The following is a 24,215-nucleotide window of genomic DNA, read 5'->3' as shown; positions in this document are numbered from 1 at the left end:
CTCTGGTGGTTTCGATGTGGACTGCTCCTTCGTCGCGGTCCGGGGCTCAACCAGCTTCGGAGCGGCTGTGAACAAGCCTCACGGAACAGCACTGCCCGAAGAAAGCACAGAATCGGCGGGAACCCCCATGCTTCACAAAACCTTCGACAGCGACGAGGAATGAACGAACACATGAAACCCGTGACACGACGAGCATTCGGACGGGGAATCGGTGCCCTCGCCGCAGCGCAGGCCCTCGGCATCTACATCTACGCGAGCAGAAACCCCAGTGCCCGGGCCGCCACTCCTGCGCCCGCCCCATCGACGACGAGGACCACCCCTGGGAGCAGCGACAAACCCATCTGCATCAGCCGTCAGGGTGTTTTCCAGGTCGGCGGCACCGTCCAGACGGCCCCCGGCACCTTCGATCCCGTTCACGGGCAGATGGCCGAGGCCGGGCAGACCCGCCACTCGGACCACGCCCACGTCTTCTACCAGCTGCCCCAGGACGCCAACAATCACAGCGTGGTCTTCCTGCACGGCTACGGACAGTCCTCCGCAGGCTGGCAGTCCACCCCCGACGGGCGCGAGGGCTGGTCGGATTTCTTCCTGCGCCGCGGCTACGGTGTCTACCTGGTCGACCAGCCGCGCCGCGGGAAGGCCGGCCAGTCCTCCGTGCCGGTGCAGATCTCGGCGACACCCGACGACCTGAACTGGTTCACCCAGTTCCGCTACCCGACGGCCGAGCGCCTGTCCGCACTCGGCTACCACTGTTTCGTCGTCGACTACCGGGTGCGGCCCTACACCCAGGCCGAGGCCGGGTGTGACCTGGCACGCGCCATCCGTTTCGTGCGCGCCCACGCCGGCGACTACCGCCTGCCCGGTCAGCACACCATCGCGCTGGGCGGTTACTCCGCCGGCGGGATCCTGTGCGGTGAGACCATCCTCAACTGGTCGGGCACCACCTCACCCACCGCCCTCGACGCCGGCTACGCACCCGACGAGCTCGATACGGTCAGCGCCGATGCCGCCGCGACCGCGATGATCTACTCCTTCTACGGTCGCCTGTCGGTGGCGGAGCTCAACCCGGACCGTCTGGCCGGGATCGTGCCGACCTACTACTGCTACGGCACGCGGGATCCCTTCCACGACCAGTTCGAGGCGCAGGTCAAGGTGATGGCGGGGCTCGGCGCGACCCTCCACGCCCGCGTCCTGGACGGATGGCCGCACGGCTTCGGCGCGGAGGGCGGCTGGATCGAGGAGTACGACGCCTTCATGCAGCGGGCCTTCTCCGTCTCCTGACCGTCCGGGCACAACACGCCTCGAACTCGAAAGAATCACCCGCATGCCGGTTCCCGCGTGTCCTCGTCATCGGTGGCATCCGTCCGGCCCTGCACGATCGTCCGTCCCGGCGCCTGAATGAACCGCAACACCACCCAAGGAGCCCACGAACACCATGAACACCACCGTTCCCACCCGTACCCTGGCCAACGGCGTCGAGATGCCGGTCCTCGGCTACGGCGTCTTCCAGACCCCGCCGGAGGAGACCGCGCGCTGCGTGCGCGAGGCCCTCGAGGTCGGCTACCGCCTGATCGACACCGCCCAGGCCTACGACAACGAGGAGGGAGTCGGCGCCGGCCTGAAGAGCTCCGGCCTCGCCCGGGAAGGACGTCTTCCTGACGACGAAGATCGCCCCGGTCAACCTCACCCACGACCGCGCCGCCGCCTCCGTCGACGAGTCCCTGCGCCTGCTCGGCACGGACTACATCGACCTGATGCTCCTGCACCAACCGATCGCCGACTACCCGGGCGCGTACCGTGCCCTGGAGGAGGCGTACCGGGCGGGCAAGCTGCGCGCCATCGGCGTGTCCAACTTCTACCCGGACCGTCTGGCGGACATCGCCCTGCTCACCGAGGTCCCGCCGATGGTCAACCAGGTGGAGACCCATCCCTTCCGCCAGAACGCCGAGGCGCACGAGCTCATGACCTCGCTCGGTGTCATCCACAAGGCCTGGGTGCCCTTCGCCGAGGGCCGCAACGGCATCTTCACCGATCCGGTGCTGACCGCCATCGGCGCGAAGTACGGCAAGACCGCCGGGCAGGTGACGCTGCGTGCCCTGATTCAGCAGGACGTGATCGTCATTCCGAAGTCCACGCACCGCAATCGCATGGAGGAGAACCTCGACGTCTTCGACTTCGAACTGGGCGCCGATGACATGGCCGCCTTCGCCGCCCTGGACGACGGCTCCTTCCCACGCATCTTCGATCACCGTGACCCGACGATGATCGCCTGGCTGGTCAGCGAGCGCATCCGCAAGGCCGACCCGTCCGGAGCGGCCCTCTACTGACACACCGGCGGTTCCCCACCCCCGGCCACCACCCTGCCTGAGAAACCATCGCGATCGGAGAAAGCAACCCATGACCACACCGGACAAACCGCACGTCGCCCCGACCCGCAGAACCTTCCTGACCCGAACGGCGCTCCTGGCCACCGCGGCGTCAGGAGCCCTGCTCGCCGCCTGTGGAACGACCTCCCCATCCTCCGGCGGCTCGACGGCACCCGGTGGTGATGCGACGACCCCCTCCCCGTCGCAGAGCGACGCATCGGCCCGGCCTTCCGCGGGTGGTTCCGTGCTGGTCGCCTACTACTCCGCGCAGGGTCACACGAAAACCGTCGCGGAGACGATCGCGAACACGCTCGGCGCCGGTGTCTTCGTGATCGAACCGGAGAATCCCTTCAGCGAGAACGACCTCAACTGGCGGGACACCTCGAGTCGCGTCGTCACCGAGTACGAGAACGCCGATCAGCGCACCACCCGGCTCGTGGCCAACGCCCCCGACGACTTCGCGCGCCACGACACGATCTTCGTCGGTTATCCCATCTGATGGCAGAGCGCCTCCTGGGTGATGACGGATTTCGCCCGCCAGAACGACTTCACCGGCAAGACCGTCATTCCCTTCTGCACGTCGCTGTCCTCGCCGATCAGCAACAGCGGCACCGAACTCGCCCAGCTGGCAGGCAACACGGGGCAGTGGCAGGAGGGCATGCGTTTCTCGGAGAACGCGAGCGCCGAGGAGGTCGCCCGGTGGGCGGGGCAGTTTCGCCCCTGAGGCGCGAGACGCAACGACACCGGGAACGCAGACCTATCGCGGGTTCACGATGGACAACGTGCTGCACTCGTCGGCGCACGGCGACATCCACTTCCACTTGAGCGTTCCGGACGGGTATGACGCGGCCACACCCCACGCGTTGTTCGTCACGCTGCCCGGCTGGCAGGGGCTCTACTTCCAGGGCGTGGGCGTCAACCTGCGAACCGAGGAATTCGCCTTCGAGGCTCCGGCGCATCGCGGCGACATGATCATCGTGGCGCCGCAGCTGAACGACTGGGGACAGACCTCGGCGGACCAGACCATCGCGCTCGTGGAATACCTGGAGGCGACGTACTCGATCGACCGTACCCATGTGTTCCTGGAGGGGTATTCGGGAGGCGGCGAGACGGCCTCGCTCGCGGCCGCCACACGCCCCGACCTGTTCTGCGCGGTGCTGCACTGCGCCTCCCGGTGGGACGGTGACCTGGCGGCCGTGGCGGATGCTCGGCTGCCCGTGCGCTTCGTGATAGGAGAACGCGACGAGTACTACGGCGCCGAACCCGACCGAACCAGCCACCGCCAGCTGGTCTCGCTCTACGAGGCCCGGGGTGTCGGTACGGATGAGACGGCGCGGTTGGCGGTGCTCGACGTCAAACCGGACTCCTACTTCTCCGAGCGCGGCGCCTCCGACCAGCACGGCGCCGGCAACACCCTGTTCGCCCGGGACCGGGAGGTCATGGCCTGGCTCTTCAACCGCTGATCCTTGCTCACTCGCGGCGCCCCAGCCGGCTTCAGGGTCGAAGCTCGTGCAGTGGGAATGTGATCGTGCCATCCGGCAGGGTCGCCTTGAACCCTGTCCCGGTGATCACCGCTTTGAATGCGGGAGGTGCCATGTCGATCTGGGCGATGGCTGAGGCCAGGCTCTGGGCTCCGCGCTGTACCTGCCCGCCACCGATCTTGACCTCAATGGCGGCCCAGGTTCCATTGGGCATGGTGATGACCGCGTCGATCTCGTGTCCGTTGGAGTCGCGATAGTGGTAAAGGTGCCCTCCCAAGGCCTCGGTGTAGACCAGCAGGTCATGGATGACCGCGGACTCGAACAGGAAACCGAGCGTCTCGAGATCTGCGCCAAGGCGGGCGGCGTCAGCATGCAATGCGGCCGCGGCCAGCGCCGGGTCAGCCAGGTGGTACTTGGGTGAACGACGCAGACGGGCCTTGGAGCGCAGGGAGACCGCCCAGGGCTGGATCGTCTCAAGGATGAAGACGCGCTCCAACAGCTCGAGCAGCTTGGCAACAGTGGCCTCCGACGGTGCGGGTAGCGTTCGCGATATGTCCCGACGCAGGGTCGACTGGGAGACATCGCTTGCGGTGGAACGGGCCAGTGACGTGATGAGCTGCTCGATGACTGCGGGCTCGGAGCGCAGGTTCGCAAGTCGGTTGAGGTCTGTGGTTGCGATGTCCTTGATGTAGCTCTCCATACTGCGTGCCCCGATGTCTGATGGAGCGTTCAGCAGACCAGGGAATCCAGGGCGCAGGATGGTGCGGATGATCTCGTCGAGCGGAGCCGTGGACATGGACGACGACGGGCGGGCCCCGTCGAGCAGCGCGCGCAGCGAGACGCCGTCGTCGTTGAGACGGTTGTCCTTCTCCGCCCAGGTCATGGTGCGCTGCCGGACTCGGATGAACCGTGCCGCACCGGTGTGCCGGATGGGGTCGGCGGCCGGGGTGGCCGAGCCGGTGAGGATGAAGCGCCCGTGCTCGGCAGAGAAGTCGACCTCTCTGCGTGCGAGGTTCCAGATCTGGGGAATGAGCTGCCACTCGTCAAGGAGACGTGGGCTGGCTCCGACCAGCAGCACATGCGGATCGATCTCGGCAGCCGTCTGTGCCTCAGGGGTGTCAAGCAGGGCATAGGAGGACGCGTGCGCCAACCCCGTCATTGTCTTACCGCAGCCGCGAGGGCCTTCAAGGATGGCCGCCCCGGTCGACTCCAGGACGCGGGTCATCAGCGGATCAATGGCACGCGGCAGGTAACTGGTCCCCGTGACCTCAGCGGTGTCCATGCCGTCAGTCTAGGTGAAGCGAGGAACTTGCAGGAAGTCTAGTAGAGAATCTGCAGGCGCCGTAGTGAGGAGTTTGCAGGGATCGACGTGAGGAATCTGCAGAACTGGGGAGAGGTATCCCCCGCCGCCGGCTTGGCAGGAGACGTCCGTGCAGAGCACCGGATGGGCTCATCGACCGATGGTGAACAGCTACCCTTGGGACGGCCACGTCGAAAGGACACTCATGCTTCTGTTCGTCAACGCCTCCTCCAAGCGTGACGGCAACACGACCGCCATGGCGGAGAGGCTTCTTGCAGGAACCGGCTACGAGACGCTCCACCTCATCGATCACGCCATCCACTCTCGCGGCTCTTCACTGCCCGGTGACCAGTGGCCCCGGGTCTGGGAGCGCATGTGCGCGGCGGACGCGCTCGTGTGGGGTACGCCGGTCTACTGGCACGGCATGACCGGTGCCCTCAAGACCGTCATCGAGCGGATGAACGACGAGCCCGCCGAGCAGATCGCCGAAACTCCCCTGGCCTTCTTCTTCCAGGGCTCCGGGCCCGGCCCTGCCGTCGCCGAGGTCATGCGCACCACCATCGAACGGCTCACGGAGTTGTACCGCATGCCACTGCTCGGCATCGCCGACGGCGCCCGCGGCATCCCAGCCCTGCGGCGGCAGATCGCCCGGAACCGAGGCGACAGCCCCGGTCACGGTCGAGGATCGGAATGACTTCCGGGTTTCTTCGCTCGCTTGAGGGCCTTCCTGCACTTGTTCGAGACAACGATCTCGAGCATCAAAGATCCAGGTCTTTGCGCAGGTCAACAACACTGCGATAGCGCGTGGCAGTGCCCGCGGCGATTGCTGCGTCAGTCTCCTCGTAGGCGCGCCGTGCCTCAGCACTCATGCGGTAAGGGCGGGAGGTGTCGAAGGGGAATCCCTGGAAGTCATTGAACGCACGCACGAACATGCGTATGGCATTGGAGGGGGTCGTCCCCATCTGATGAACGAGTTCGACGAACAGGCGCTTGTCCTCGGCGTCGATCTTGACGTTGAGATTCTCCATGGCAGTTGACATCGCACCCTCCTCCCCTGACACAGGGGATAGCACGGCGTATCACGGTGGGACACGATGTCGCCAGTACATCAGCGCGCCCCTTCACCAGGTTCACCCGGCCTGGGCGAAACGAAACCTCTTCTTCACCGACGACGAACGACGTGGTCGCCTGGAGCCGCCAGTCAGCTGGCGCATTTTCGGCCACTACGACCTGCAACCATCACGTGGCTGCTGCGCGACCACGTCAGTTGGGCAGCGCATCTATCGCACACCCGGGCATGCTCTGCCGTTCCGGGGCCGCGCGGTCATCGCTGTGGGGTGTCCTGTCCGGTGAGCGTCACCCGATCGGTGGTGGAGCCGGGCAGCGGGGCGTCCCCGGGCCGGGCCAGCGGACCCACGAGCTCGTGGGGGACGTAGGGTTCCTCGAGGAAGGCGACCTCCTCCCCGGTGAGCGTCAGGTCGAGGGCCCGCACGGCGTCGTCGACGCGGCTAGGGCGCGAGCAGCCGACGATGGGGGCGGCCACCCCCTTGGCCCACAACCAGGCCAGGGCGACGTCGGACATGGGCACCCCGTGACGCCCGGCGAGTTCGGCGACGCGCCCGATGATGGGCATGTCGGTCTCGCGGTCGCGGTCGTACTTGCCGCGCATGGTGGCGTCGGTGGTGGAGCGCACGGAGTCGGAGTCCCAGGTGGGGCGCGTCAGGTGCCCGGATGCGAGGGGGCTGTAGGGGGTCAGTGACATGCCGTACTGGCGGCACACGGGGATCATCTCCCGTTCGTCCTCGCGGTAGAGCAGGTTGTAGTGGTTCTGCATGGAGGCGAACCGGGCCCAGCCGTGGGCGTCGGCGCTCACCTGCATGGTGTGCAGCTGGTAGGCGTACATGGCCGACGCACCCAAGGCCCGCACCCTCCCGGAGCGCACGAGGGAGTCGAGGGTCTCCATGGTCTCCTCGACGGGGGTGTCGTAGTCGAAGCGGTGGATGATGTAGAGGTCGAGGTGGTCGGTGCCCAGGCGCTTGAGCGTCCCGTCGATCTCCCGCTCGATGGCCACCTTCGACAGGTGCCCCTCGTTGAAGTAGACCTTGGAGGCAAGCACCACGTCCTCGCGCCTGACACCGAGGTTCTTCAGCGAGGCCCCGATGAACTCCTCGCTCGTGCCGTGGGCGTAGACGTTGGCGGTGTCGATGAAATTGACGCCCAGCTCCAGGGCGCGGGCGATCACCGCCTGGGTGGCCTCCTGGTCGATGACCCACTGGTGGAAGTCCGGGAAGACCTCCCCGAAGCTCATGCCCCCGATGCACAGCCGGGGAATGGTGATGTCCGTGGTGCCGAGTCGGGTGTATTCCATCGCCTGTCCTTTCAGGTCCCAACGGCTCTCACATCCGGGCGACGGCGACCGGCCGTTCCCCGGAAGCAGCGGGTGGAAGCAGCCCGCCGCGCGGAGCGCATGTCCGAAACGCTACCACCCCTCCCTCCGCGGCCCGGCTGCTGAGAGGGGCACTGTCAGACCCTGGCTCACCTCACCCGGCGCCCACGGACAAGGGGTTGTTTTCTGCCCCGCCATGCGGACGCGACGCCCCACCCCGGTCGATGAGACCCCCGGCGCCTCGTGACACGAGCCGGTGGGGCACGTCAACGGGAACCACTGTTACCCGGTCTGCGCACAGCGGTAGTACAGCACCGCCACCTGGGTGCGGTTGCGCAGGCCCAGCTTGGCCAGGACCGAACTGATGTGGTTGCGCACCGTGCCCTCGCTCATGAACAGCCGCGCCGCCACCTCGGCGTTGTCCAGCCCCTCGGCAACGGCCTCGACAACCTCGTACTCGCGGTCGGTCAGGGCCGCGAAGGCCGTGCTCCTCGGGGCCCGGCCCTGGTCCGCCCCCGAATCGCTCCGGCCGCTCAGCCCCATGGTGGCGCTGCGTTCGAGCACCTCCCCCTCCAGCACGCACACCCCGGCCATCACCGACCGCAGCGCCGGGACGATCTGGGCGACGTCCTGTTTGATGAGGTAGCCGCGCGAACCCATCCTGAGGGCCCGCACGATGTACTCGTCGTCGGAGAAGGTGGTCAGGAAGACGATGCGCGCTCCTGCGTCCTCGGCCAGGATCCGCTCGGCCGCGCTGAGCCCGTCGCCGCCGGGCATCTGGATGTCCATGAGCAGGATGTCGGGTTTCAGTTCCCGGTACCGCTCGACGGCCTCGGGCCCCGAACCTCCCAGGCCGACGACGTCGACGTCCTCCTCGACCGACAGGATCGTGGTCAGGGCCTGGGCGACGAGCGCGTCGTCGTCGACGATGAGAACCCTCATCGGGGTGGCTGCCTTCACTGTTCTCCTTCCCTGCCTGCTGGGTCCCTGGGGATCGTGGCGAAGACCGTGAACCGCGGCCGCGGTGTGATCCGCACCCTACCGCCCAGGGCCTCGACCCGCTCGGTCATGGAACGCAGGCCCAGGCCGGCGTTCCCGCCGTCCACGGGTGGTTCGTCCCCGGGCGCGACGACGCCGTCGTTGTCGACCGTGACCTGCCAGAACGCGGGATATTCGGCGACCGCCACGCGGGCGGAGGCGGCCCGGCCGTGACGGGCGGCGTTGGTGAGGGCCTCGCGCACCACGGCGACGACGCAGCGCACCACCGCAGGCGGGGGCTCCGCCTCGATTGAGCAGTCGACGCTCACCGTGGCGATACCGCAGCGAGAGCCCAGCAGGTTGAGGGAGGTGGCCAGCTCCTCGCCCTCGTCGGACAGGGCGTGGACGGACCGGCGCATGGAGTCGAGGGCCTCGCCGAGCCCCGAATCCAGGGCGGCGAGGTCGGCGACGACGCCCGGTTCGTCGCGGTGGGTGACCTGGAGGGCCTTGAGCTGCAGCAGGAGGCGGGTGAGGACGTGCCCGACGCCGTCGTGGATCTCGCGGGCGATCCGGGTGCGCTCGGACAGGGCGGCGGCGCGCAGCTCGTGGTCCTGGGCGCGGAGCAGCCGGGCGTTCGCGCCCTGCAGGGCGAGGACCTTCTCCCGTAGGTCGTCGCGCATCGCGTGCAGGCGCGCCCGCGAGGTCTCCTCCTGGGTGGTGCGCAGCGCCAGGAGGGCCGCGAGCGCGCAGGCGACCAGGGCGAGCGCCAGCACCGGCGTCCCCGGCACCCGCCCGGCCACGACCACCAGGAACGGTGCGCAGCCAATCGCCGCCACCACCCGCTCCCGCCGGGTCCCGAGGACGGCGAGGCGAGCCAGGTCGTAGGCGGCCAGTGGCGCCCCCGCCACCGATGTCGACGCCGTCGCGAGGGTTCCGAGCAGGAGGTAGCCGGCCGGGACGGCAACGATCCAACGCCGCCGGTCGGCCGCCACGCTCAGTCCGCTCGCGGCCACGGCCAGGAGCAGCCAGATCACGGCGGCCGCGTCCACCCCACCGGCGAGCAGGGCCAGCAAGGCGCAGCCGCACAGGATCACGCCTTTGTCGACCAGGACCTTCACGCCTCGATTATCGGCGATGACCGGCGCTCCGGCCCGCACCCCGTTCCCGGCGCCCGTGACGAGGCTCGTGACAGATGTCATGGCCGCCCGCACCAGGTCATGACAGCAGGCACTTCTGCCGCGACCGGCCCGGCGGGAGCATGGGAACCGTGAGCCGGGAAGCACCGGCAGGAGGCAAGGAGTTGAGATGGAACCCAAGGGGAGAATCCGGGACGCGGATCACGCCGTGGAGGTCGAGTCCCTGGTCAAACGCTACGGGGAACTCGTCGCGGTGGACGGCCTGTCCCTGAGGATTCCGCGCGGTCAGGTGCTGGGCCTGCTCGGACCCAACGGTTCGGGCAAGACGACGACGATCAGCTGCATCCTCCAGTTGCTCACCTACGACAAGGGGTCGATCCGGGTCTTCGGCCATCCCATGGCGCCCACCGCCTACGGGCTCAAGCGCCGCATCGGTGTGGTACCCCAGGACGTCGCCGTCTTCGACGAGCTCACCGTGGCGGAGAACGTCAACGCCTTCTGCGCCCTGTACGTGCGCGACCGCGCCACCCGTCGCCGCCTGGTCGACGAGGCGATCGCCTTCGTGGGCCTGGAGAAATTCGTGAGGTTCAAACCCAGGAAGCTCTCCGGTGGTCTGCTGCGCCGCCTCAACATCGCCTGCGGGATCGCCCACGGCCCCGACCTCATCATCCTGGACGAACCCACGGTCGCGGTCGACCCGCAGAGCCGGGGCGCGATCCTCGACGGCATCAGACGCCTCAACGAGCGGGGCGCCACCGTCATCTACACGAGCCACTACATGGAGGAGGTGGAGCAGCTGTGCGACCGGATAGTCATCATGGACCGCGGCAGGCAGGTCGCCTCCGGCACCTCCGACGAACTCAAGGCCATGATCGGCACCGGTGAGCGCATCCGGGTGGAGATCGCGGACCCGGTCCCGCTGGGCGAGGAGACCCTGGAGGGTCTGCGCCGCCTGGAGCACGTGCGCACCGCCACCTACCGGGAGCCGGATGTCCTCGTCGAGTGCTCTCCCGGGGCGCACAACCTCTCCGACGTCATGGGGGCACTGGCCGCGGCAGGCGCGACCTGCGGCCGGGTGACCTCCGAACCCCCGACCCTCAACGACGTCTTCCTGGAGATCACCGGGCGGGCCCTGCGGGACGAGGCGGCCTGAGATGCTGACCGTCTTCTCCCACCAGGTGCTCAGGCTCCTGCGCGACAAGGTCCTGCTCGTGTGGACGCTCGGTTTCCCGATCGTCCTGTCCATCATCTTCATGGCGCAGTTCTCCAACCTGGAGGAGGCCTACGAGGCCAGCCCCATGAGCTTCGGCATCGTCCAGGACGATGCCTACCGGGCGGCCCCCGGCCTGGACGCCCTCGTGGAACGGATCTCCGCCGACGACGCCGACCCCCACCTCATCACCAGGGTCACCCACTCCACCGCATCCGAGGCCGAGGTCGCAGCGAAACGCGGGGACACGAACGGCTACCTCGCCGTCGAGAACGGCGAACCCGTGCTGCACGTGACCCAGAAGGGCGACGCGCAGGAGTCCCTGCGGGTCCTGCGGGTGGTCATGGACTCCTACACCCAGACCCGGGCCGAGCACGAGGCCCTCATCGAGGCCGGGACACCACCGGAGCAGGTGGCGTCCCTCCCGGCCGGGCACGACTTCACCCAGCCGGTCTCGGTGACGCCGGCCCCCGTCAAGCCCGCGACCCGCTACTACTTCGCGCTGCTGGCCTTCGCCAGCGGCATGGGCACGACCGTCGCGATGATCGCCGTGCAGGGCATCATGGCCACCTCGCCCCTGGGAGCGCGGTACACCTTGGCGGGCCTGCCCCGCTGGAAGGTGCTCACGGCCACGCTCGCGGCCTCGTGGGTGTGCGTCCTGGGCTGCCTGCTCATCGCCTTCGCCTTCATCGCCACGGTGGTGGGGGTGAACTTCGGGCCCCACGTGCACCTGTGCCTGGTGGCGATCGGGGTGGCCAGCCTCATGTCGAGCGCGGCGGGCGCCGCGCTGGGAACGATCGGAAGACTGGGGGGCGGGTTGGTCTCCGCAATCACCTGCCTGCTGTCGCTGTTCACCGGCCTGTATGGACCCGGGGCGCAGTCGCTGGCCGACTCCGTCGAACGCGGTGCCCCGCTGCTGGCGCAGGCCAACCCCCTGTGGCAGGCCGCCCGCTGCTTCTACGGGCTGCTCTACTACGACTCCCTGGAACCCTTCGCCCGCAGCTGCGCGGCCCTGCTGGGCATGACCTGCCTGTTCCTCACCCTTGCCCTGATCCGCGCCAGGAGGCTGAACCATGAGCACCTTTAAGACATCGTTGAAGATCGTGGCGGCCCATCGGGTCTACATCCTGATCTACCTGGTGGCGCTGTCCCTGCTCGGCCTGCTCGCAGGGATGACCCAGGCCCAGGAGACGTCCAGCCAGGTCAAGCAGGCCACGGCGAGTGTCGCCGTCATCGACCGCGACGGCTCCACGATCTCCCACGGGGTCAGGGACTACGTCGAGTCCGTCGGCGAGGTGAGGCCGCTGGAGGACTCCAGGCAGGCCATCCAGGACGCAACCGCGCAGAACCGCATCAACTACATCCTCATCATCCCCGCCGACTACGGGCAGCGACTCCAGGAGGCAGCCCGCCGGGGCACCGAGCCGCCCCGGATGGACACGGTCATCGGCTACGAATCGGCCGCGGGATCGCTGATGAACGTGCGCACCGACTCCTACCTGGGGCAGGTCGCCGACTACCTCTCGACGCTCACCGACGACCCGGCCCGGGCCGTCTCCCTGGCCCGGGACACGATGAACCACTCCGCCCCGGCCGAGCGGGTCGCCCAGGACGCGACGCCCCTGCCGTACAGCCTCATCGTCTACGCCAAGTTCTCCATCTACCCGATCATGGCCTTCGCGATCGTGACGATCTCGACGCTCATGGCGTCGCTGGGGCGCCGGGCGGTGCGTTCCCGTCTCACCGCGGCACCGGTGAGCAGCAGGTCCCGCAGCCTCGGGGTCATGGGCGCCTGCCTCGTCATCGGCCTGGTCGGGTGGCTGTGGATCTCCGGACTGGCCGTCGCGGCCTTCGGGGCCGGTGCAGTGACGACATCGGCGCCGCTGCTGGGGGTTGTCGGAGCGGCCCTGGGTGCCTACATGCTCGTGGCGGTCTCGCTCGGATTCCTCATGGGCCAAATCGGCCTGGGCCAGAACTCGGCCAACGCGGTAGCCAACATCGGCGGCATGGCGCTGTCCTTCCTGGCCGGGACCTGGGTCTCCATGGAGTGGCTGCCCGATGCCGTCGTCCAGGCCGCCAGGCTCACCCCCGGTTACTGGGCCAGCCAGGCGATCTCCGGAGCGTTCACGGCCGCCTCGACATCCGCCGACGTCATCGGTCCCCTGCTCGTCGACTGCGGGATCTGCGCCCTGTTCGCCGTCGCGATCCTCTCCGTCGCCATGGCCGTGGGCCGCACCCGGGCCCGGTCATCGCTGTGAGACGATTTCCCCACGATGCCCGCGGGCGCCGCCGGCCAGGAATACTGCGCCTGCACCTCGGCCAGCAGGTACTCGACGGCCGGGTAGTAACGGTAGAAGGTTTTCTTGTTGATACGCGCCCGCGCACTGAATGCGGCCCACCCGCCAAGGGTACGGCCATGCGCCTCGAGTTGCTCATCCACCCATTCGTGCCGGAACAGGCCATCGACGGCGCTCGCGCGGCCCCGTAGATTGAATGCGGACGAACGGACGAGCAGCAGCGATTCGCACTGCAGGTGCTCCACGAAAGGACCACCGAATGATCTTCGACCGCAACGAGAACCGGCCCGTCACCGCCCTGCTCGGGGCCGGCTCCATGGGCACCGCCATCGTCCGCCGCATCGCCGGCGGCGGACGCATCCTGCTCGGCGACGTCTCCGGGTCGAGCCTGGAGGCCGCCGCCCGCGATCTGACCTCCTCCGGACATGACGTCACCACCCAGCGGGTGGACGCGCTGGACCGGTCCTCCGTCGAGGACTTCGCCGCCAGAGCCGCCTCGCTCGGTGAGGTCCGCCACTTCGTCGACACCGCCGGCGCATCCCCCAACCAGTCCTCGCCCGAGCACATCGTCGCCCTGGATCTGGTGGCCACCGCGGTGGCGATCGACGTCTTCTCCGGCGTCATCGCCCGCGGCGGGGCCGGGCTCGTCATCTCCAGCCAGGCCGGCCACATGATGCGCCTGAGCGACGAGGTCGAGCGGCAGCTGGCGCTGTGCCCCACCGAGGAGCTCGCCGACCTCGACTTCGTCAGGAACGACGCCGTGGCGAACCCCGGGATCGCCTACATGGTGTCCAAGCGCGCCAATCACCTGCGTGTGCGCACGGCGGCCGCGACCTCCTGGGGCGACCGCGGGGCCCGCATCAACACGATCAGCCCCGGCATCATCGTCACCCCGCTCGCCTACGACGAGTTCCGGGCCGCGGGCGAGGGCTACCAGGCGATGATCGACGCGTCCCCCGCGCGGCGCGTGGGAACCCCCGACGAGATCGCGGCGGTTGGCGCCTTCCTGCTCGGGGAGCAGGCCTCCTTCATCACCGGCACGGACCTGCTCGTCGACGGCGGCGTCATCGCCGCGATCAACGCCGGCCGCTACACCCTGGGAGGTTGATCGCGCACACGACGACGGCCCACCGAGGAAGGGATCAGGGCTTCAGGACTCGCTCCGCCCCTCGCCGGCGCGGACGGCGTCGTGGCCGCACCCGGGCCCGGTCATCGCTGTGAGCCGTCCTCTGCCCGGCGCCGTCAGATCGACCAGACGGGGATCGCCTTCACTGTGGCCGTCACGGGGTAGGGCTCCCGGGTCTGGCAGATGACGGCGCCCGCCCCCACGTCGTAGTCGCCGAGGTCGTTGAGAACGGAGAAACCCGCTGCAGCCTCACGAGTCACCGTTGCCGACGTCTTGATCTCGACGGGATGCAGCACACGCCCTTCCTGGATGATCAGGTCGATCTCCCGTTGACGGGCATCCCGGTAGAAATGCACATTCCGGGCGTCGCCGCCGGCGTTGAGACAGGACTTGATGACCTCGCCGACGACGAGGGTCTCGAACATGGGGCCGGCCATCGCCCCTCTGCGCAGGGTCTCCGGAGAACTCCATCCCAGCAGGTGACAGGCCAGCCCCGTATCCGTGAGGTAGAGCTTGGGAGTCCTGGTGAGCCGCTTGGTCGCATTGGACCAGAACGGGCGCAGCAGGCGCACGACACCGGAGGCCTGCAGGACCGAGAGCCAGCTCTGCGCCGTCTTGGTGTCGACCCCGGCATCCCGGGCGAGGTCGCTGTGATTGACGAGCCTGCCCGTGCGTGCGGCACAGGCGACGAGGACCGGCAACAGGTTTTCTCCCCGATCACCCGGCGCTTCCTGACACAGGTGAGCGCGACCCTCGAGGAGGAAACCACGAACGCGGCCGGCAGTGATCACCGCCACTGGCGGTAAAATGTGGCGGTAATCGTCTTCACGCCCCGAACACGACGACAGCGACACCTGAGGGGCAATCGCATGGTCTACGAGCCGCCGCTGAACCGCACCTCCGAGATCGACGGGTTGTGCATGGAGATCGCCGAACTCGTCGGGACGCTCGGCCCCGCATCGGCCCTGGGGACGAACCCCGTGCTGCACCGCGAGCTGCGCATCACCACCATTCACTCCTCCCTCATGATCGAGGGGAACACGCTCTCACGCGAGGCCGTCACGGCCATCCTCGACGGCAAGCGCGTCCTCGGTCCCGCTGATCAGATCCTCGAGGTGACCAACGCTCGTCGCGCCTACCAGCTCATGGATGACCTGGACCCCCTCTCCCCGGACGATCTCCTGCGCGCCCACGGCATCATGATGCGCGGGCTCATCGGCGACGCCGGACGATGCCGCTCCGGGAACGCGGGGATTTTCGAGGGGAGCAGGCTCATCCATGCGGGCACACCGGCCCGATACATCCCCGAGGTCATGTCGGATCTGTTCGGCTGGATGGCCTCGACCGATCTCCACCCGCTGCTGGTCTCCTGCGTCTTCCACTACGAATTCGAGTTCATCCACCCCTTCTCGGACGGAAACGGGCGGACGGGACGCCTGTGGCACACGCTGTTGCTGTCGCGGTGGCGGCCGACGCTGGCGTGGCTGCCGGTCGAAAGCGTGATCCGGGACCGCCAGGAGAGCTACTACAGAGCCATCGCCCGCTCGAACGCGCAGGGCTCAGGTGAGGCCTGCGTAACCTTCATGCTCACGGTCATCCGTGACGCGCTCACTCCCTATACGACGACTCCCTCGATTCGGGACCGCCGAGAACGGGCGCTGTCGTTCCTCGGCGCCAACCCGGATGCGACCATCGCGACGCTGGCCGAGCACCTGGGATGCTCGCGCAGGACGGCGGAGCGCCTGGTCGCCGGGCTGCGTCGGTCGGGACGTCTGGCCCGGCACGGCAGCGCCCGGGCGGGGACTTGGCGGATCATCGGCGACGCCGACCCCACGTGAATGCCGGTCAGGGTCGCAGGGCCTGCAGCGGGAAGGTCACGGCACCATCGGGGAGCGGCATCGTGGGGCCGTCGGCAGTGACGACGGCCCTGAACTCGGGAGGAGGTGTCCGGGTCGTGTCGATATCACCCACGAAAGCCATCAGCGATGCCTGGGCCGCCGGAATCTGTCTCTGCCCCAACTTGACCTCGAAAGCCGCCCATCGCCCGTCGTCGAGCTCGACGATGACGTCGGCCTCCCTGCCCGATTTGTCCCGGAAGTGGTAGATCCGGCCACCCAGCGCCTCGGCAAAGACACGCAGGTGTTGCACGACCTGCGACTCGAACCAGAGTCCGGCGGTCTCCAGATCCTGCATGAGCCGGTCCGCTGATGTCGCTGTCACCGCCGCTGCGAGGGCCGGATCGACGAAGTGCAGTTTCGACGACATCCGCACCGCGTACCGGGACCTCAGATGAGGTGCCCACGCCGGTTGCTCCTCAACAATGAACAGCCGTTTGAGCGCGTTCACATAGGCGATCGCGGTCTCGGCCGCCAGCGACTGCCCCGCGACGTCCTTCGCAATGGTGGTGAATGAGGCCTCGGTCGCCACATGCCGGGCGAGGGAGCGTATGAGGGCCTGCATCCTCACGGGATCCCGCCGCGGTTCACCATCCAGCCGGCCAACATCGACATGAATGATGTCATCGACGTAGTCCCGCAGGTGACGCTGCGCCTGTCGGGTCGTCAGGTCACGGTCCCCCGGCCAGCCCCCGTGGATCAAGGCGTCCAGGGCCTCACGCACACTGATGCCCGAGTCGAACACCGGGCCGGGCATCCGGCCATCGAACAGCTCGGCGAGCGACACACGTGCATCACCCAGGCCGCGCTCGAACAAGGTCATCGGCCGCATCCGGATCCGAGAGACGCGGTGCGCCCCCGAGTGCCGTGCCGCATCCTCGGCCGGGGCAGAGGAACCGGTGAGGATGAACTGTCCCGGGGCCCGGCGGGAATCGACCTCCCTGCGCACGAGGTTCCACAGCGATGGTTCGATCTGCCATTCATCGATGAGGCGCGGTGTATCACCGGTCAGGAGCAGGGAGGGGTCGAGATCCAGGGCCGCACGTAGCTGAGGCAGTCCGGAATCGAGCGCAACCTCCGAGGATGCGTGCCGCCGCCCGGTCATGGTCTTGCCACACGCCCGAACCCCCTCGAGGAGGACGCCCCCCGAGTAGCCGAGGCCATCCTTCACCATCCGGTCCACGACCCGCGGCAGGTAGTCGTCCTGAGCCGCCATTCCTCTCGTCCCCTTCACCAGCTGCCATCCCAACCCGGTAGTTGGCGCCCATTCAACCGTCCATATGGCGTCTTTTCAACCCTGCAAACGGCGCCACTTCAACCGGGCGTTTGGCGCTTCCGCATCAGTTGGACGGCACCCGGCCGTGCTCTCCCGGGACACGACCACTGCGGCATGGATCCCACTCGACGTCCGGGTTCTGTTCCGAAGGTGCCACGCAACCGGGCTTCCTGACGCCCACGCTCGGCTACACCCCGGCACCCCCGACCACGCGGCTGCGGAACTGGTCGGCGGTCAGGTGCCGGCGGGACGCGATCGCCAGGTACGACAACCCGACGGCGACAGCCCCGAACAGCAGCGCCGCCCCGCCGAGCGCCACCAGACCCGACCCACTGGCCAGGAAGGTGCGCACCAGCAGCAGGCCGTTGTGCAGCGGCGAGATTCCTGCGATTCCCTGGACCCAGCCCGGTGTGGTGGAGGTCAGCCCGAGGGCGACGGTGATCACCAGGGCCAGCACCGAGATCCCGCGCCCCACGTTGCCGAACCAGCCGGTCAGGGCGTGGTTGACGACGGCGAAACTCGCCCCGACCATCGTCAGCAGGGCGGCCGCCCCGATGGTGCGTCCCGGCGTCAGGTCGAGCGCCATGCCGACCGCGACACCGAACAGCAGGCCCTGGACAGCGCCGAGCGCGGCCGGGGGCCAGAGGGTGCGCAGCCACAGGGTCGCGCTGGTGCGGGAGGACGCGATCAGGTCGGAGGGAACGGGACGGGCGAAACTCCACGACAGCAGCGACCCGAGCCACAGGGCCGCCACCGCGAGCAGCGCGGCCAGCGGCACCATCATCGCCTCGTAGACGTTTCCGTCCTTCAGCACGGGCGAGGCGACCACCTGCGACAACGTGTCACGGTCGGAGTCGCTGTAGCTGGGCAGTTTCGACTTTGCCTCGGAGAGCCTGTCGTGGAAGGCCCCGAGTCCCTGCGACAGTTCCCGCGACCCCGCTCCCAGCCGCAGCAGCCCAGCGGCGAGCTGGGTGGCGCCGTCGGCGGCCTGGCCGACGCCGGTCACGTACCTGCCGGTGCCGTCGGCCAGTTGCCCGGCCCCGGAGGAGAGCTGCCCCACCCCCGAGGAGAGCTGCCCGGCCCCATCGGCCAGCTGCGATGACCCGTTGGCGAGCTGGTTGGCCCCCTCGGCCAGGCGGGCCGTCGCGGCCGGGAGCGCGGAGGTCTGGTTCCGCAGCTGCTGCAAACCACCCAGCAACCGGGTGGCGCCGGTGCCGAGCTGTTCGGCGTTGGTGCGCAGCGGCTCGGCCTTGGCGAGGATGGTGTCTGCGCCCTCACGAAGCTTCGTGACCCCGCCGTTCAGTTTCTGCACCTGCTCGGTGATCCTCGACGGCAGCTGTTCCAGAGCGGCCAGGGGATCGGTTCCGGCGGGCACGATCTTCGCCATCGCGTCGCGCAGCTTGATGATCGACTCGGTCATGCCCAGCCCCATCCGCGAGAACCCGCGGGCGGTTTCCAGCAGGGTCCTGCCGGTCCTCGGGTCGGTGCGCTGCAGCACGCCGAGGGCAAGTTTCGCTCCCTGCTGGAAACCCGTGGTCAGGGCGTCGCCGACCCCCTCCTGGTAGGCGTCGCGGAGCAGCTTGCAGGTCTCGGCGTCCTCGATCGGGCATTTCCAGTTCGCGACCAGTCGCTGGGCGAACTCCTTCAGCTCCGACGGCGGCGGCGTCTCGCCGGAGGCGTACCCGGCCAGGGTGGAGTCGAGCTTGTCCAGCTGGGCGTCGAAGGCCGCGAGCTTGGAACGCACCTCCTCGATGGTGATGTCGCTCACCCCCGGGAAGTACTGCGTGAGGGCCTGCCGGGCCTCGCGCAGGGTCGGGACGAGCTGCCCGAGGGCCGCCTGCGCCTCCTTCATGGCCTCGGGGTCGAGCTGGGAGTTCAGACCGGATTCGAGCTGGGCCAGGCCGTCTCGCAGCTCGCCCACCCCGTCGAGGACACCGACGGTGCCCGAGGTGTATCCGGGGACCCCCTCCAGCAGCGGCGTGGCCCCATCGGTGAGCTGGTTGACCCCGTCCGCGAGCCGCGGCGCCTGGGCGTTCAGCTGGGCGATGCCGCCCGCGAAGGTTCGGGTGCCGTTCGCGAGGTTCCCCGCCCCGCCCGCGAGGGTTCCGGCGGCGTCGGTGAGTTTCTGCGATCCCTCTGCCAGGGTGGTCGCGGCGCTGTTGAGTTTCTGCCCCTGCGTGGACAGCTCACCCAGCCCGTCGGCGAGTTTCCCGGAGCTCTCGGCGGCGGTTGATGCGCCGTCGGCGAGCTGGGAGCCGGCCTCGTCGAGTTTGCCCGCCCCGTCGACGACCTGCGTGAACTGCTCCCCCACCCTGTTGAAGCCGATGTAGATGTTCTCCAGGTAGGCCTTCGTGAGGGTGGCGTTGATGGTGTCGGTGGCCAGGCCCGCGATGTCGTGGGCGAGGGCCGCATCGGCGAAGGGCGCGTTCTTGGAGACCACGACGTTTATGGTGGCCTGTTTCGCGATGGCGGCGTCGTTGCTGCTGAAGGAGGTCGCGGCCTCGGAGAAACCCTCGGGGATGGTGACCACGGCGGAGTAGCGGCCGTCGTTCAGCCCGGCCTCGGCGTCCTCGGCGTCGGCGATGGTCCACGAGATGTTGGGCCCCTCACGGGCCACCATCTCGGAGGCCAGCTGCCGCCCCAGCGGCACTGTCCGGCCGTCGACGGTCACCGCCTTGTCGTGGTTGACCACGGCGGCGTGGATTCCCTGCTCGTTGCCGCCGCGCACCACCCCCAGCAGCGCACCGACCGCGAGCAGCGGCACCAGGGCCAGCACGACGAGCCCCGGCCAGCCGAGGCGATGTCCGGAATGAATGCTTTCAGGTCTCATCGGATACTCCTGACGGGCTGGCCGACGACGAACACGCCGTCGACGGGAAGGGCTTCGAGGATCGATTCGCTGCTGGCGCACAGCACCAGCGCCGAGGTTCCGTCGCCGCGGAACCGGTCGATCAGATCGGCCAGGCGTTCGTCACCGACGTCGATGGTCTCCACCGAGTCGACGAACACGACACTACCCGGCATCGGACGCAGCAGGACCAGGGCAGCGGGGTCATTGGCCAGGTCGGTGTAGCGGGTGCGGCGGTGCACGGCGGTGGCGGCTCCGGGGAGCAGCTCCCCCGCCACCCGGGCACGCCCCGAGGTGATGCCGAGCCTGCCCGACAGCGCCAGCGCCAGCCCGGTGCGGGAGGAGACGGGACCCGCGACGCCGATCACGTTCCCGGCCTCCAGCACCAGGCTGGTGGGCGGCAGCAGGCCCTCGACCGCCACGTCCTCGGCGTAGAGCACGTGGCCGCCACCGGGCCACCGGGCCAGTTTCAGTTTCTCCGTGAGGACCTCCCCCTCGACGTCGAAGGTGGGCAGGATCCTGTCCAGCCAGCGCGGCAGCCACCAGGCCCGCTCCCCCAACAGCGCCATCACCGCGGGCACCAGCGTCATGCGCACGCAGAAGGCGTCGATCGCCACACCGACGGCGAGGGCGAAGGCGATCTGCTTGATCGAGCCGATACCCTCCGGAACGAAGAACGCAAACACCGAGAACATGATCACGGCGGCGGCCACCACCACCGGCCCGGATGCGACCATGCCGTCGCGGATCGCGTCGACGGGTTTCTTGCCGTGCACGTACTCCTCGCGGATCCGGGAGACGAGGAACACCTCGTAGTCCATGGCCAGGCCGAACAGGATTCCCATCAGCAGGATCGGCAGGAAGGAGATCACCGGCATCCCGCGCTCCAGGTTCACCATTTCCTTCAGGTATCCGTCGTTGAACACGAGTGTGGTGGCACCGAAAGCGGCCCCGACCGACAGCAGGAAACCGAGGGTGGCCTTGACGGGCACCCACACCGACCGGAACACTGCGGCCAGCAAAACCAGCGACAACCCGACCACGAGCACCCCGAACGGCAGCAACGCCCCCACGAGGCGGGAGTTGACGTCGATCTGCAGGGCGGTCATGCCCGTGACTGCGGTCTCGACGCCGTAGCGTTCCAGCCACTGGTCGTTCCGGTCGCGCAGGGTCTGGACGAGGTCGGCGGTGGCGGGGTCGTCGGGTCCGGTGGTGGGCACCACCTGGAGCATCGCGACCTCCGCGTTCTGGTTGGGGGTGGCCAGCGGAACCGCGGCGACGCCGTCGATCGCCTCCACCTCCTCCTTGAGGTCGGCGACCAGTTTCAGCGGGTCCCTGCTGGAGATGACGTCGGCGGTCAACACCAGCGGGCCGTTGCGCCCCGGACCGAAGTGCTGGGAGATCAGGTCGTAGGTGACGCGGTCCGGGGCGCCGACGGCGTGCTGCCCGGAGTTCGGCAGGGCGGTGCGCAACCCCAGCCCCGGGATCGTCAACGCCCCGAGACCAATCACCACGACCAGCAGTACCACGACGGGATGCCCGGTGGTGACGCGACCCCACCGGGCGAACACACCGCCCCCGCGGGACCCGCGGCGCCGGGGCTTCCTCGGCCGGGGCCGCAGTCGCTCCCCCAGCAACCCCATCAGCGCGGGCAGCATCGTCAGCGCGATGATCACCGCCAGCACGATGCCCAGGGCCGCGAAAGCGCCCATCACGGTGAGGAACGGAATCCCCGAGACCCCGAGCCCCAGCAGGGCGATGAACACCGTCAACCCCGCGAACACCACCGCCGAACCGGCGGTCCCGACGGCACGGGCCGTCGATTCCTCCGCCGTCATGCCCTCGCCGAGCTGGTTGCGGTGGCGGGAGAGGATGAACAGGGCGTAGTCGATGCCGACCGCGAGTCCCAGCATCACCGCGAGCATCGGGGTGGTCGAGTTGATGCTGGCCAGGCGGGTGATGAGCAGCATGACCGACATCGTCACCGCCACCCCGGCCACTGCCGTCACCAGCGGCAGCCCGGCGGCCACCAGGGAACCGAGCACCACCATCAACACCACGAGCGCCACCCCCAGCCCGACGGCTTCCGTGACGCTCAGCCTCGGCAGTTCGATGTTGAAGGCTTGCCCGCCCATGTCGAGGGTGGCGCCCTGCGGCAGCCGCTGGGACATGCGTTCGGCGACGGCGGTGAGCTGCGCGAGCTGCTCGGTGGTCGGGGCGCCCTTGACGTCGATCAGGATCGCGACGATGGCTGCCCGGCCGTCGTCGGAGACCATTCCCGTGATTCGCTCGTTCCACGGCGAGGTGGCCGAGTTCACGAAGTCGATCGCCTCCAGCTCCGTGATGGTGTCCTCGATGACGTCGCGGAAATCGTCGACCCGGCCGCCCTCCGGTGCGACGAAGATCGCTGCCGCCTGGGTCATGGCACCTTGCGGGAAGGTCATGCGCAACTTGTCGAGGGCCACCTGGGAGGGGGACCCGGGGATCTTGAACACGTCGGCGAAACTTCCCCGGAAGGCCAGGGCCGCACCGCCGACTGCCAGGACGACGATCAGCCAGGCGGCGAGGACCAGTTTCGCGTGTTGGAAACACCAGCGACCGAGGGCATAGAGCTGAGCAGACATCTTCTTCCATCAGTGCAGACTTGGATTCGGGGCACAGCCTACTGCGCGCACCGATGCCTCCACATCCGGGAAGACCGGGATCCCGGACGAAACACCACTGCTCCGTCCGGGACCCGCCGTCACTGCGAGCGATCCTTCCGGCGAGGTCCCCCGATCTGCTCCGGGGATCAGGTCAAGGAGGCTCCCTCGCCTTCGGCGTGCTGCTCCGACTGGATGGGCTCAGGCCTTCTGCGTACGGACCAGACCGGCGCCACGACACGCTCGTGACCACGCCGCGCCAGCATCACGACCAACACGATGGTCAGAATAGAGATCATGCCCACGGTGACACCGCTGCTCTCGGCGCCGAACTCGCCTCCGGTCAGCCAGTCCGGTCCGGTCACGGTGACCTGCAGGAAGGCCGGCAGCTCATTTCCGGAGACCGGTATCCCCAGCAGCGGGCCCTGCACGACGTTCCAGGCGGCGTGGTAGCCGATCGTCACCCACAGGGAACGCGTCAGGGCGTACAGCGTCCCGAGCAGCATCCCACCGGCCAGGGCCACCGATATGCCTCCCCACAGGGTGGCACCGGGATTGGCCATGTGCATGAGCCCGAACACCAGCCCGGATCCGATGATGGCCGCCCACGTGCCGAACATCTGCTCCATCAAGCGGTAGCCGATCCCGCGGTACAGCAGTTCCTCACCGATAGCCGCGCTGGCACCTGCCCCCAGGATCGTCACGGCGATGGCCCCCAGGTCCGGCTGCTCCACGACGCTCCACCGGTACCCACCGGCCAGCGCGATGACACCGCAGCAGACGAGAAAGGCTGCCGCACCACCGGCCAGGCCGATCGCCAGCCCCCGGACCCAGTGCGTTCTGAGCTCATGGATGTTGCGACGCCGTTCCAGAAAGCGGACGACCAGAAAATACACACTGCTCAGCGTCACTATCTGTATGAGCGCAGCGGGAACGGCAAGGACCGTTTGCAGTTCCTCCGCAGGCACGAAGTTGGCCATGACGGCGGTCAAGATCTGGTTTACCAGGATCGTGCCGATCACGAAGACGACGAGCCGGACGACGATGCCGGCAGCCGTCCCGACCCGCCCAGGACCCCAGTACGCGCGTGTTGGGATGTCGGGCACGAGGCCGTCGGATCGTGGTGTGCCGGGTTTTTCGGACAAGTGGACAGAGTTTGTCACCAGTGAACCTCCTCGTGGTGGAAAACGTGGTTCGGGTACAACATCGACAACAGCAGCACCGGGGCCGTCCCGTTGACGCGAGACCGCTCCCGAAATTTCTCGTCACACATG

At 68.4% G+C, this 24,215-nt stretch carries 19 protein-coding genes and 2 pseudogenes; 11 read left to right on the top strand and 10 right to left on the bottom strand.

Annotation, left to right across the window (positions count from 1 at the left end; translation table 11 throughout):
- The first annotated feature begins 171 nt into the window (after window positions 1-171).
- The 5 genes and pseudogenes from E0E39_RS02325 (at window position 172) to E0E39_RS02305 (ending at window position 3,829) form a co-directional block, all read left to right on the top strand.
- The gene (locus tag E0E39_RS02325; RefSeq protein WP_165444605.1) at window positions 172-1,281 is read left to right on the top strand and encodes an alpha/beta hydrolase; all 1,110 of its coding nucleotides are present in this window, start codon (window positions 172-174) and stop codon (window positions 1,279-1,281) included.
- A gap of 154 nt (window positions 1,282-1,435) precedes the next feature.
- A pseudogene (locus E0E39_RS16530) lies at window positions 1,436-1,573 on the top strand (aldo/keto reductase); the annotation flags it as partial.
- Window positions 1,574-1,655: 82 nt separating this feature from the next.
- Window positions 1,656-2,327, top strand: a complete 672-nt coding sequence (locus E0E39_RS02320; RefSeq protein WP_342770208.1) for an aldo/keto reductase — start codon at window positions 1,656-1,658, stop codon at window positions 2,325-2,327.
- Between the two features lie 70 nt (window positions 2,328-2,397).
- Window positions 2,398-3,090 (top strand): annotated as a pseudogene (locus E0E39_RS02315) (flavodoxin).
- Between the two features lie 49 nt (window positions 3,091-3,139).
- Window positions 3,140-3,829: a prolyl oligopeptidase family serine peptidase gene (locus E0E39_RS02305; protein WP_207302387.1), complete on the top strand. Its 690-nt coding sequence runs from the start codon at window positions 3,140-3,142 to the stop codon at window positions 3,827-3,829.
- Between the two features lie 31 nt (window positions 3,830-3,860).
- Here E0E39_RS02305 and E0E39_RS02300 read toward each other — a convergent pair whose 3' ends face one another.
- Window positions 3,861-5,129, bottom strand: a complete 1,269-nt coding sequence (locus tag E0E39_RS02300) for an ATP-binding protein (protein WP_130873299.1) — start codon at window positions 5,127-5,129, stop codon at window positions 3,861-3,863.
- A gap of 223 nt (window positions 5,130-5,352) precedes the next feature.
- Between E0E39_RS02300 and E0E39_RS02295 the strand changes: the two genes are divergently transcribed.
- Window positions 5,353-5,841, top strand: coding sequence for a flavodoxin family protein (locus tag E0E39_RS02295; RefSeq protein WP_165444604.1), 489 nt, complete (start codon window positions 5,353-5,355; stop codon window positions 5,839-5,841).
- 64 nt (window positions 5,842-5,905) lie between these two features.
- On the opposite strand, the gene E0E39_RS02290 is transcribed toward E0E39_RS02295, so the two are convergent.
- The 4 genes from E0E39_RS02290 to E0E39_RS02275 all read right to left on the bottom strand — a co-directional run bounded on the left by E0E39_RS02290 (window position 5,906) and on the right by E0E39_RS02275 (window position 9,710).
- The gene (locus E0E39_RS02290) at window positions 5,906-6,187 is read right to left on the bottom strand and encodes a type II toxin-antitoxin system RelB/DinJ family antitoxin (RefSeq protein WP_130873297.1); all 282 of its coding nucleotides are present in this window, start codon (window positions 6,185-6,187) and stop codon (window positions 5,906-5,908) included.
- 284 nt (window positions 6,188-6,471) lie between these two features.
- Window positions 6,472-7,515 carry an aldo/keto reductase gene (locus E0E39_RS02285; RefSeq protein WP_130873296.1) on the bottom strand — a complete coding sequence of 348 codons (1,044 nt, stop codon included), beginning with the start codon at window positions 7,513-7,515 and terminating at the stop codon, window positions 6,472-6,474.
- Window positions 7,516-7,815: 300 nt separating this feature from the next.
- Window positions 7,816-8,493: a response regulator gene (locus E0E39_RS02280; RefSeq protein WP_245988170.1), complete on the bottom strand. Its 678-nt coding sequence runs from the start codon at window positions 8,491-8,493 to the stop codon at window positions 7,816-7,818.
- A complete protein-coding gene (locus tag E0E39_RS02275; protein WP_130873295.1) occupies window positions 8,490-9,710 on the bottom strand; it encodes a sensor histidine kinase in 1,221 nt (406 codons plus the stop codon). Before E0E39_RS02275 ends, E0E39_RS02280 begins: the two co-directional genes overlap by 4 nt.
- A 106-nt stretch (window positions 9,711-9,816) precedes the next feature.
- Here E0E39_RS02275 and E0E39_RS02270 point away from each other — a divergent pair, with 106 nt between their 5' ends.
- From E0E39_RS02270 to E0E39_RS02250, 4 genes are all read left to right on the top strand, one after another.
- Window positions 9,817-10,800 (top strand): ABC transporter ATP-binding protein, encoded by a 984-nt coding sequence (locus E0E39_RS02270; protein WP_130873294.1) that lies wholly within the window; start codon window positions 9,817-9,819, stop codon window positions 10,798-10,800.
- A gap of 1 nt (window position 10,801) precedes the next feature.
- A complete protein-coding gene (locus E0E39_RS02265) occupies window positions 10,802-11,944 on the top strand; it encodes an ABC transporter permease (RefSeq protein WP_130873293.1) in 1,143 nt (380 codons plus the stop codon).
- On the top strand, window positions 11,931-13,115 hold the full coding sequence (locus E0E39_RS02260) for an ABC transporter permease (protein ID WP_207302386.1): 1,185 nt from the start codon (window positions 11,931-11,933) through the stop codon (window positions 13,113-13,115). The genes E0E39_RS02265 and E0E39_RS02260 overlap by 14 nt, the downstream gene beginning before the upstream one ends.
- A gap of 298 nt (window positions 13,116-13,413) precedes the next feature.
- Window positions 13,414-14,262: an SDR family oxidoreductase gene (locus tag E0E39_RS02250; protein WP_130873292.1), complete on the top strand. Its 849-nt coding sequence runs from the start codon at window positions 13,414-13,416 to the stop codon at window positions 14,260-14,262.
- 134 nt (window positions 14,263-14,396) lie between these two features.
- Here the strand turns inward: E0E39_RS02250 and E0E39_RS02245 are convergent, their stop codons facing one another.
- Window positions 14,397-14,981, bottom strand: coding sequence for an ATP-binding protein (locus E0E39_RS02245; RefSeq protein ID WP_207302385.1), 585 nt, complete (start codon window positions 14,979-14,981; stop codon window positions 14,397-14,399).
- A 168-nt stretch (window positions 14,982-15,149) separates the two neighbouring features.
- On the opposite strand from E0E39_RS02245, the gene E0E39_RS02240 reads away from it, so the two are divergent.
- Window positions 15,150-16,118: a Fic family protein gene (locus tag E0E39_RS02240; RefSeq protein ID WP_130873291.1), complete on the top strand. Its 969-nt coding sequence runs from the start codon at window positions 15,150-15,152 to the stop codon at window positions 16,116-16,118.
- A 7-nt stretch (window positions 16,119-16,125) separates the two neighbouring features.
- On the opposite strand, the gene E0E39_RS02235 is transcribed toward E0E39_RS02240, so the two are convergent.
- The 4 genes from E0E39_RS02235 to E0E39_RS02220 form a co-directional block, all read right to left on the bottom strand.
- Complete coding sequence (locus tag E0E39_RS02235) at window positions 16,126-17,409, bottom strand: ATP-binding protein (protein WP_245988169.1); 1,284 nt, start codon at window positions 17,407-17,409, stop codon at window positions 16,126-16,128.
- Between the two features lie 229 nt (window positions 17,410-17,638).
- On the bottom strand, window positions 17,639-20,281 hold the full coding sequence (locus E0E39_RS02230) for a YhgE/Pip domain-containing protein (RefSeq protein ID WP_130873290.1): 2,643 nt from the start codon (window positions 20,279-20,281) through the stop codon (window positions 17,639-17,641).
- Complete coding sequence (locus E0E39_RS02225) at window positions 20,278-22,923, bottom strand: MMPL family transporter (RefSeq protein ID WP_130873289.1); 2,646 nt, start codon at window positions 22,921-22,923, stop codon at window positions 20,278-20,280. Before E0E39_RS02225 ends, E0E39_RS02230 begins: the two co-directional genes overlap by 4 nt.
- Window positions 22,924-23,090: 167 nt before the next feature.
- Entirely contained in the window at window positions 23,091-24,086 is a 996-nt protein-coding gene (locus E0E39_RS02220; protein WP_130873288.1) for a CPBP family intramembrane glutamic endopeptidase, read from the bottom strand.
- Window positions 24,087-24,215: the final 129 nt, after the last annotated feature.

Origin of the sequence: [Pseudopropionibacterium] massiliense (assembly GCF_900607225.1) — a bacterium.
Lineage (GTDB): Bacteria > Actinomycetota > Actinomycetes > Propionibacteriales > Propionibacteriaceae > Arachnia > Arachnia massiliensis.
The sequence above is the reverse complement of the archived record's forward strand: the minus strand, read 5'-3'. Positions and strand labels throughout refer to the sequence as shown.

Coding starts and splice junctions, on each gene's coding strand:
- E0E39_RS02325 (WP_165444605.1), top strand. CDS start 172: ATGAAACCCGTGACACGACGAGCATTCGGACGGGGAATCGGTGCCCTC.
- E0E39_RS02305 (WP_207302387.1), top strand. CDS start 3,140: ATGGACAACGTGCTGCACTCGTCGGCGCACGGCGACATCCACTTCCAC.
- E0E39_RS02300 (WP_130873299.1), bottom strand. CDS start 5,129: ATGGACACCGCTGAGGTCACGGGGACCAGTTACCTGCCGCGTGCCATT.
- E0E39_RS02295 (WP_165444604.1), top strand. CDS start 5,353: ATGCTTCTGTTCGTCAACGCCTCCTCCAAGCGTGACGGCAACACGACC.
- E0E39_RS02290 (WP_130873297.1), bottom strand. CDS start 6,187: ATGTCAACTGCCATGGAGAATCTCAACGTCAAGATCGACGCCGAGGAC.
- E0E39_RS02285 (WP_130873296.1), bottom strand. CDS start 7,515: ATGGAATACACCCGACTCGGCACCACGGACATCACCATTCCCCGGCTG.
- E0E39_RS02275 (WP_130873295.1), bottom strand. CDS start 9,710: ATGACATCTGTCACGAGCCTCGTCACGGGCGCCGGGAACGGGGTGCGG.
- E0E39_RS02270 (WP_130873294.1), top strand. CDS start 9,817: ATGGAACCCAAGGGGAGAATCCGGGACGCGGATCACGCCGTGGAGGTC.
- E0E39_RS02265 (WP_130873293.1), top strand. CDS start 10,802: ATGCTGACCGTCTTCTCCCACCAGGTGCTCAGGCTCCTGCGCGACAAG.
- E0E39_RS02260 (WP_207302386.1), top strand. CDS start 11,931: ATGAGCACCTTTAAGACATCGTTGAAGATCGTGGCGGCCCATCGGGTC.
- E0E39_RS02250 (WP_130873292.1), top strand. CDS start 13,414: ATGATCTTCGACCGCAACGAGAACCGGCCCGTCACCGCCCTGCTCGGG.
- E0E39_RS02240 (WP_130873291.1), top strand. CDS start 15,150: ATGGTCTACGAGCCGCCGCTGAACCGCACCTCCGAGATCGACGGGTTG.
- E0E39_RS02230 (WP_130873290.1), bottom strand. CDS start 20,281: ATGAGACCTGAAAGCATTCATTCCGGACATCGCCTCGGCTGGCCGGGG.
- E0E39_RS02225 (WP_130873289.1), bottom strand. CDS start 22,923: ATGTCTGCTCAGCTCTATGCCCTCGGTCGCTGGTGTTTCCAACACGCG.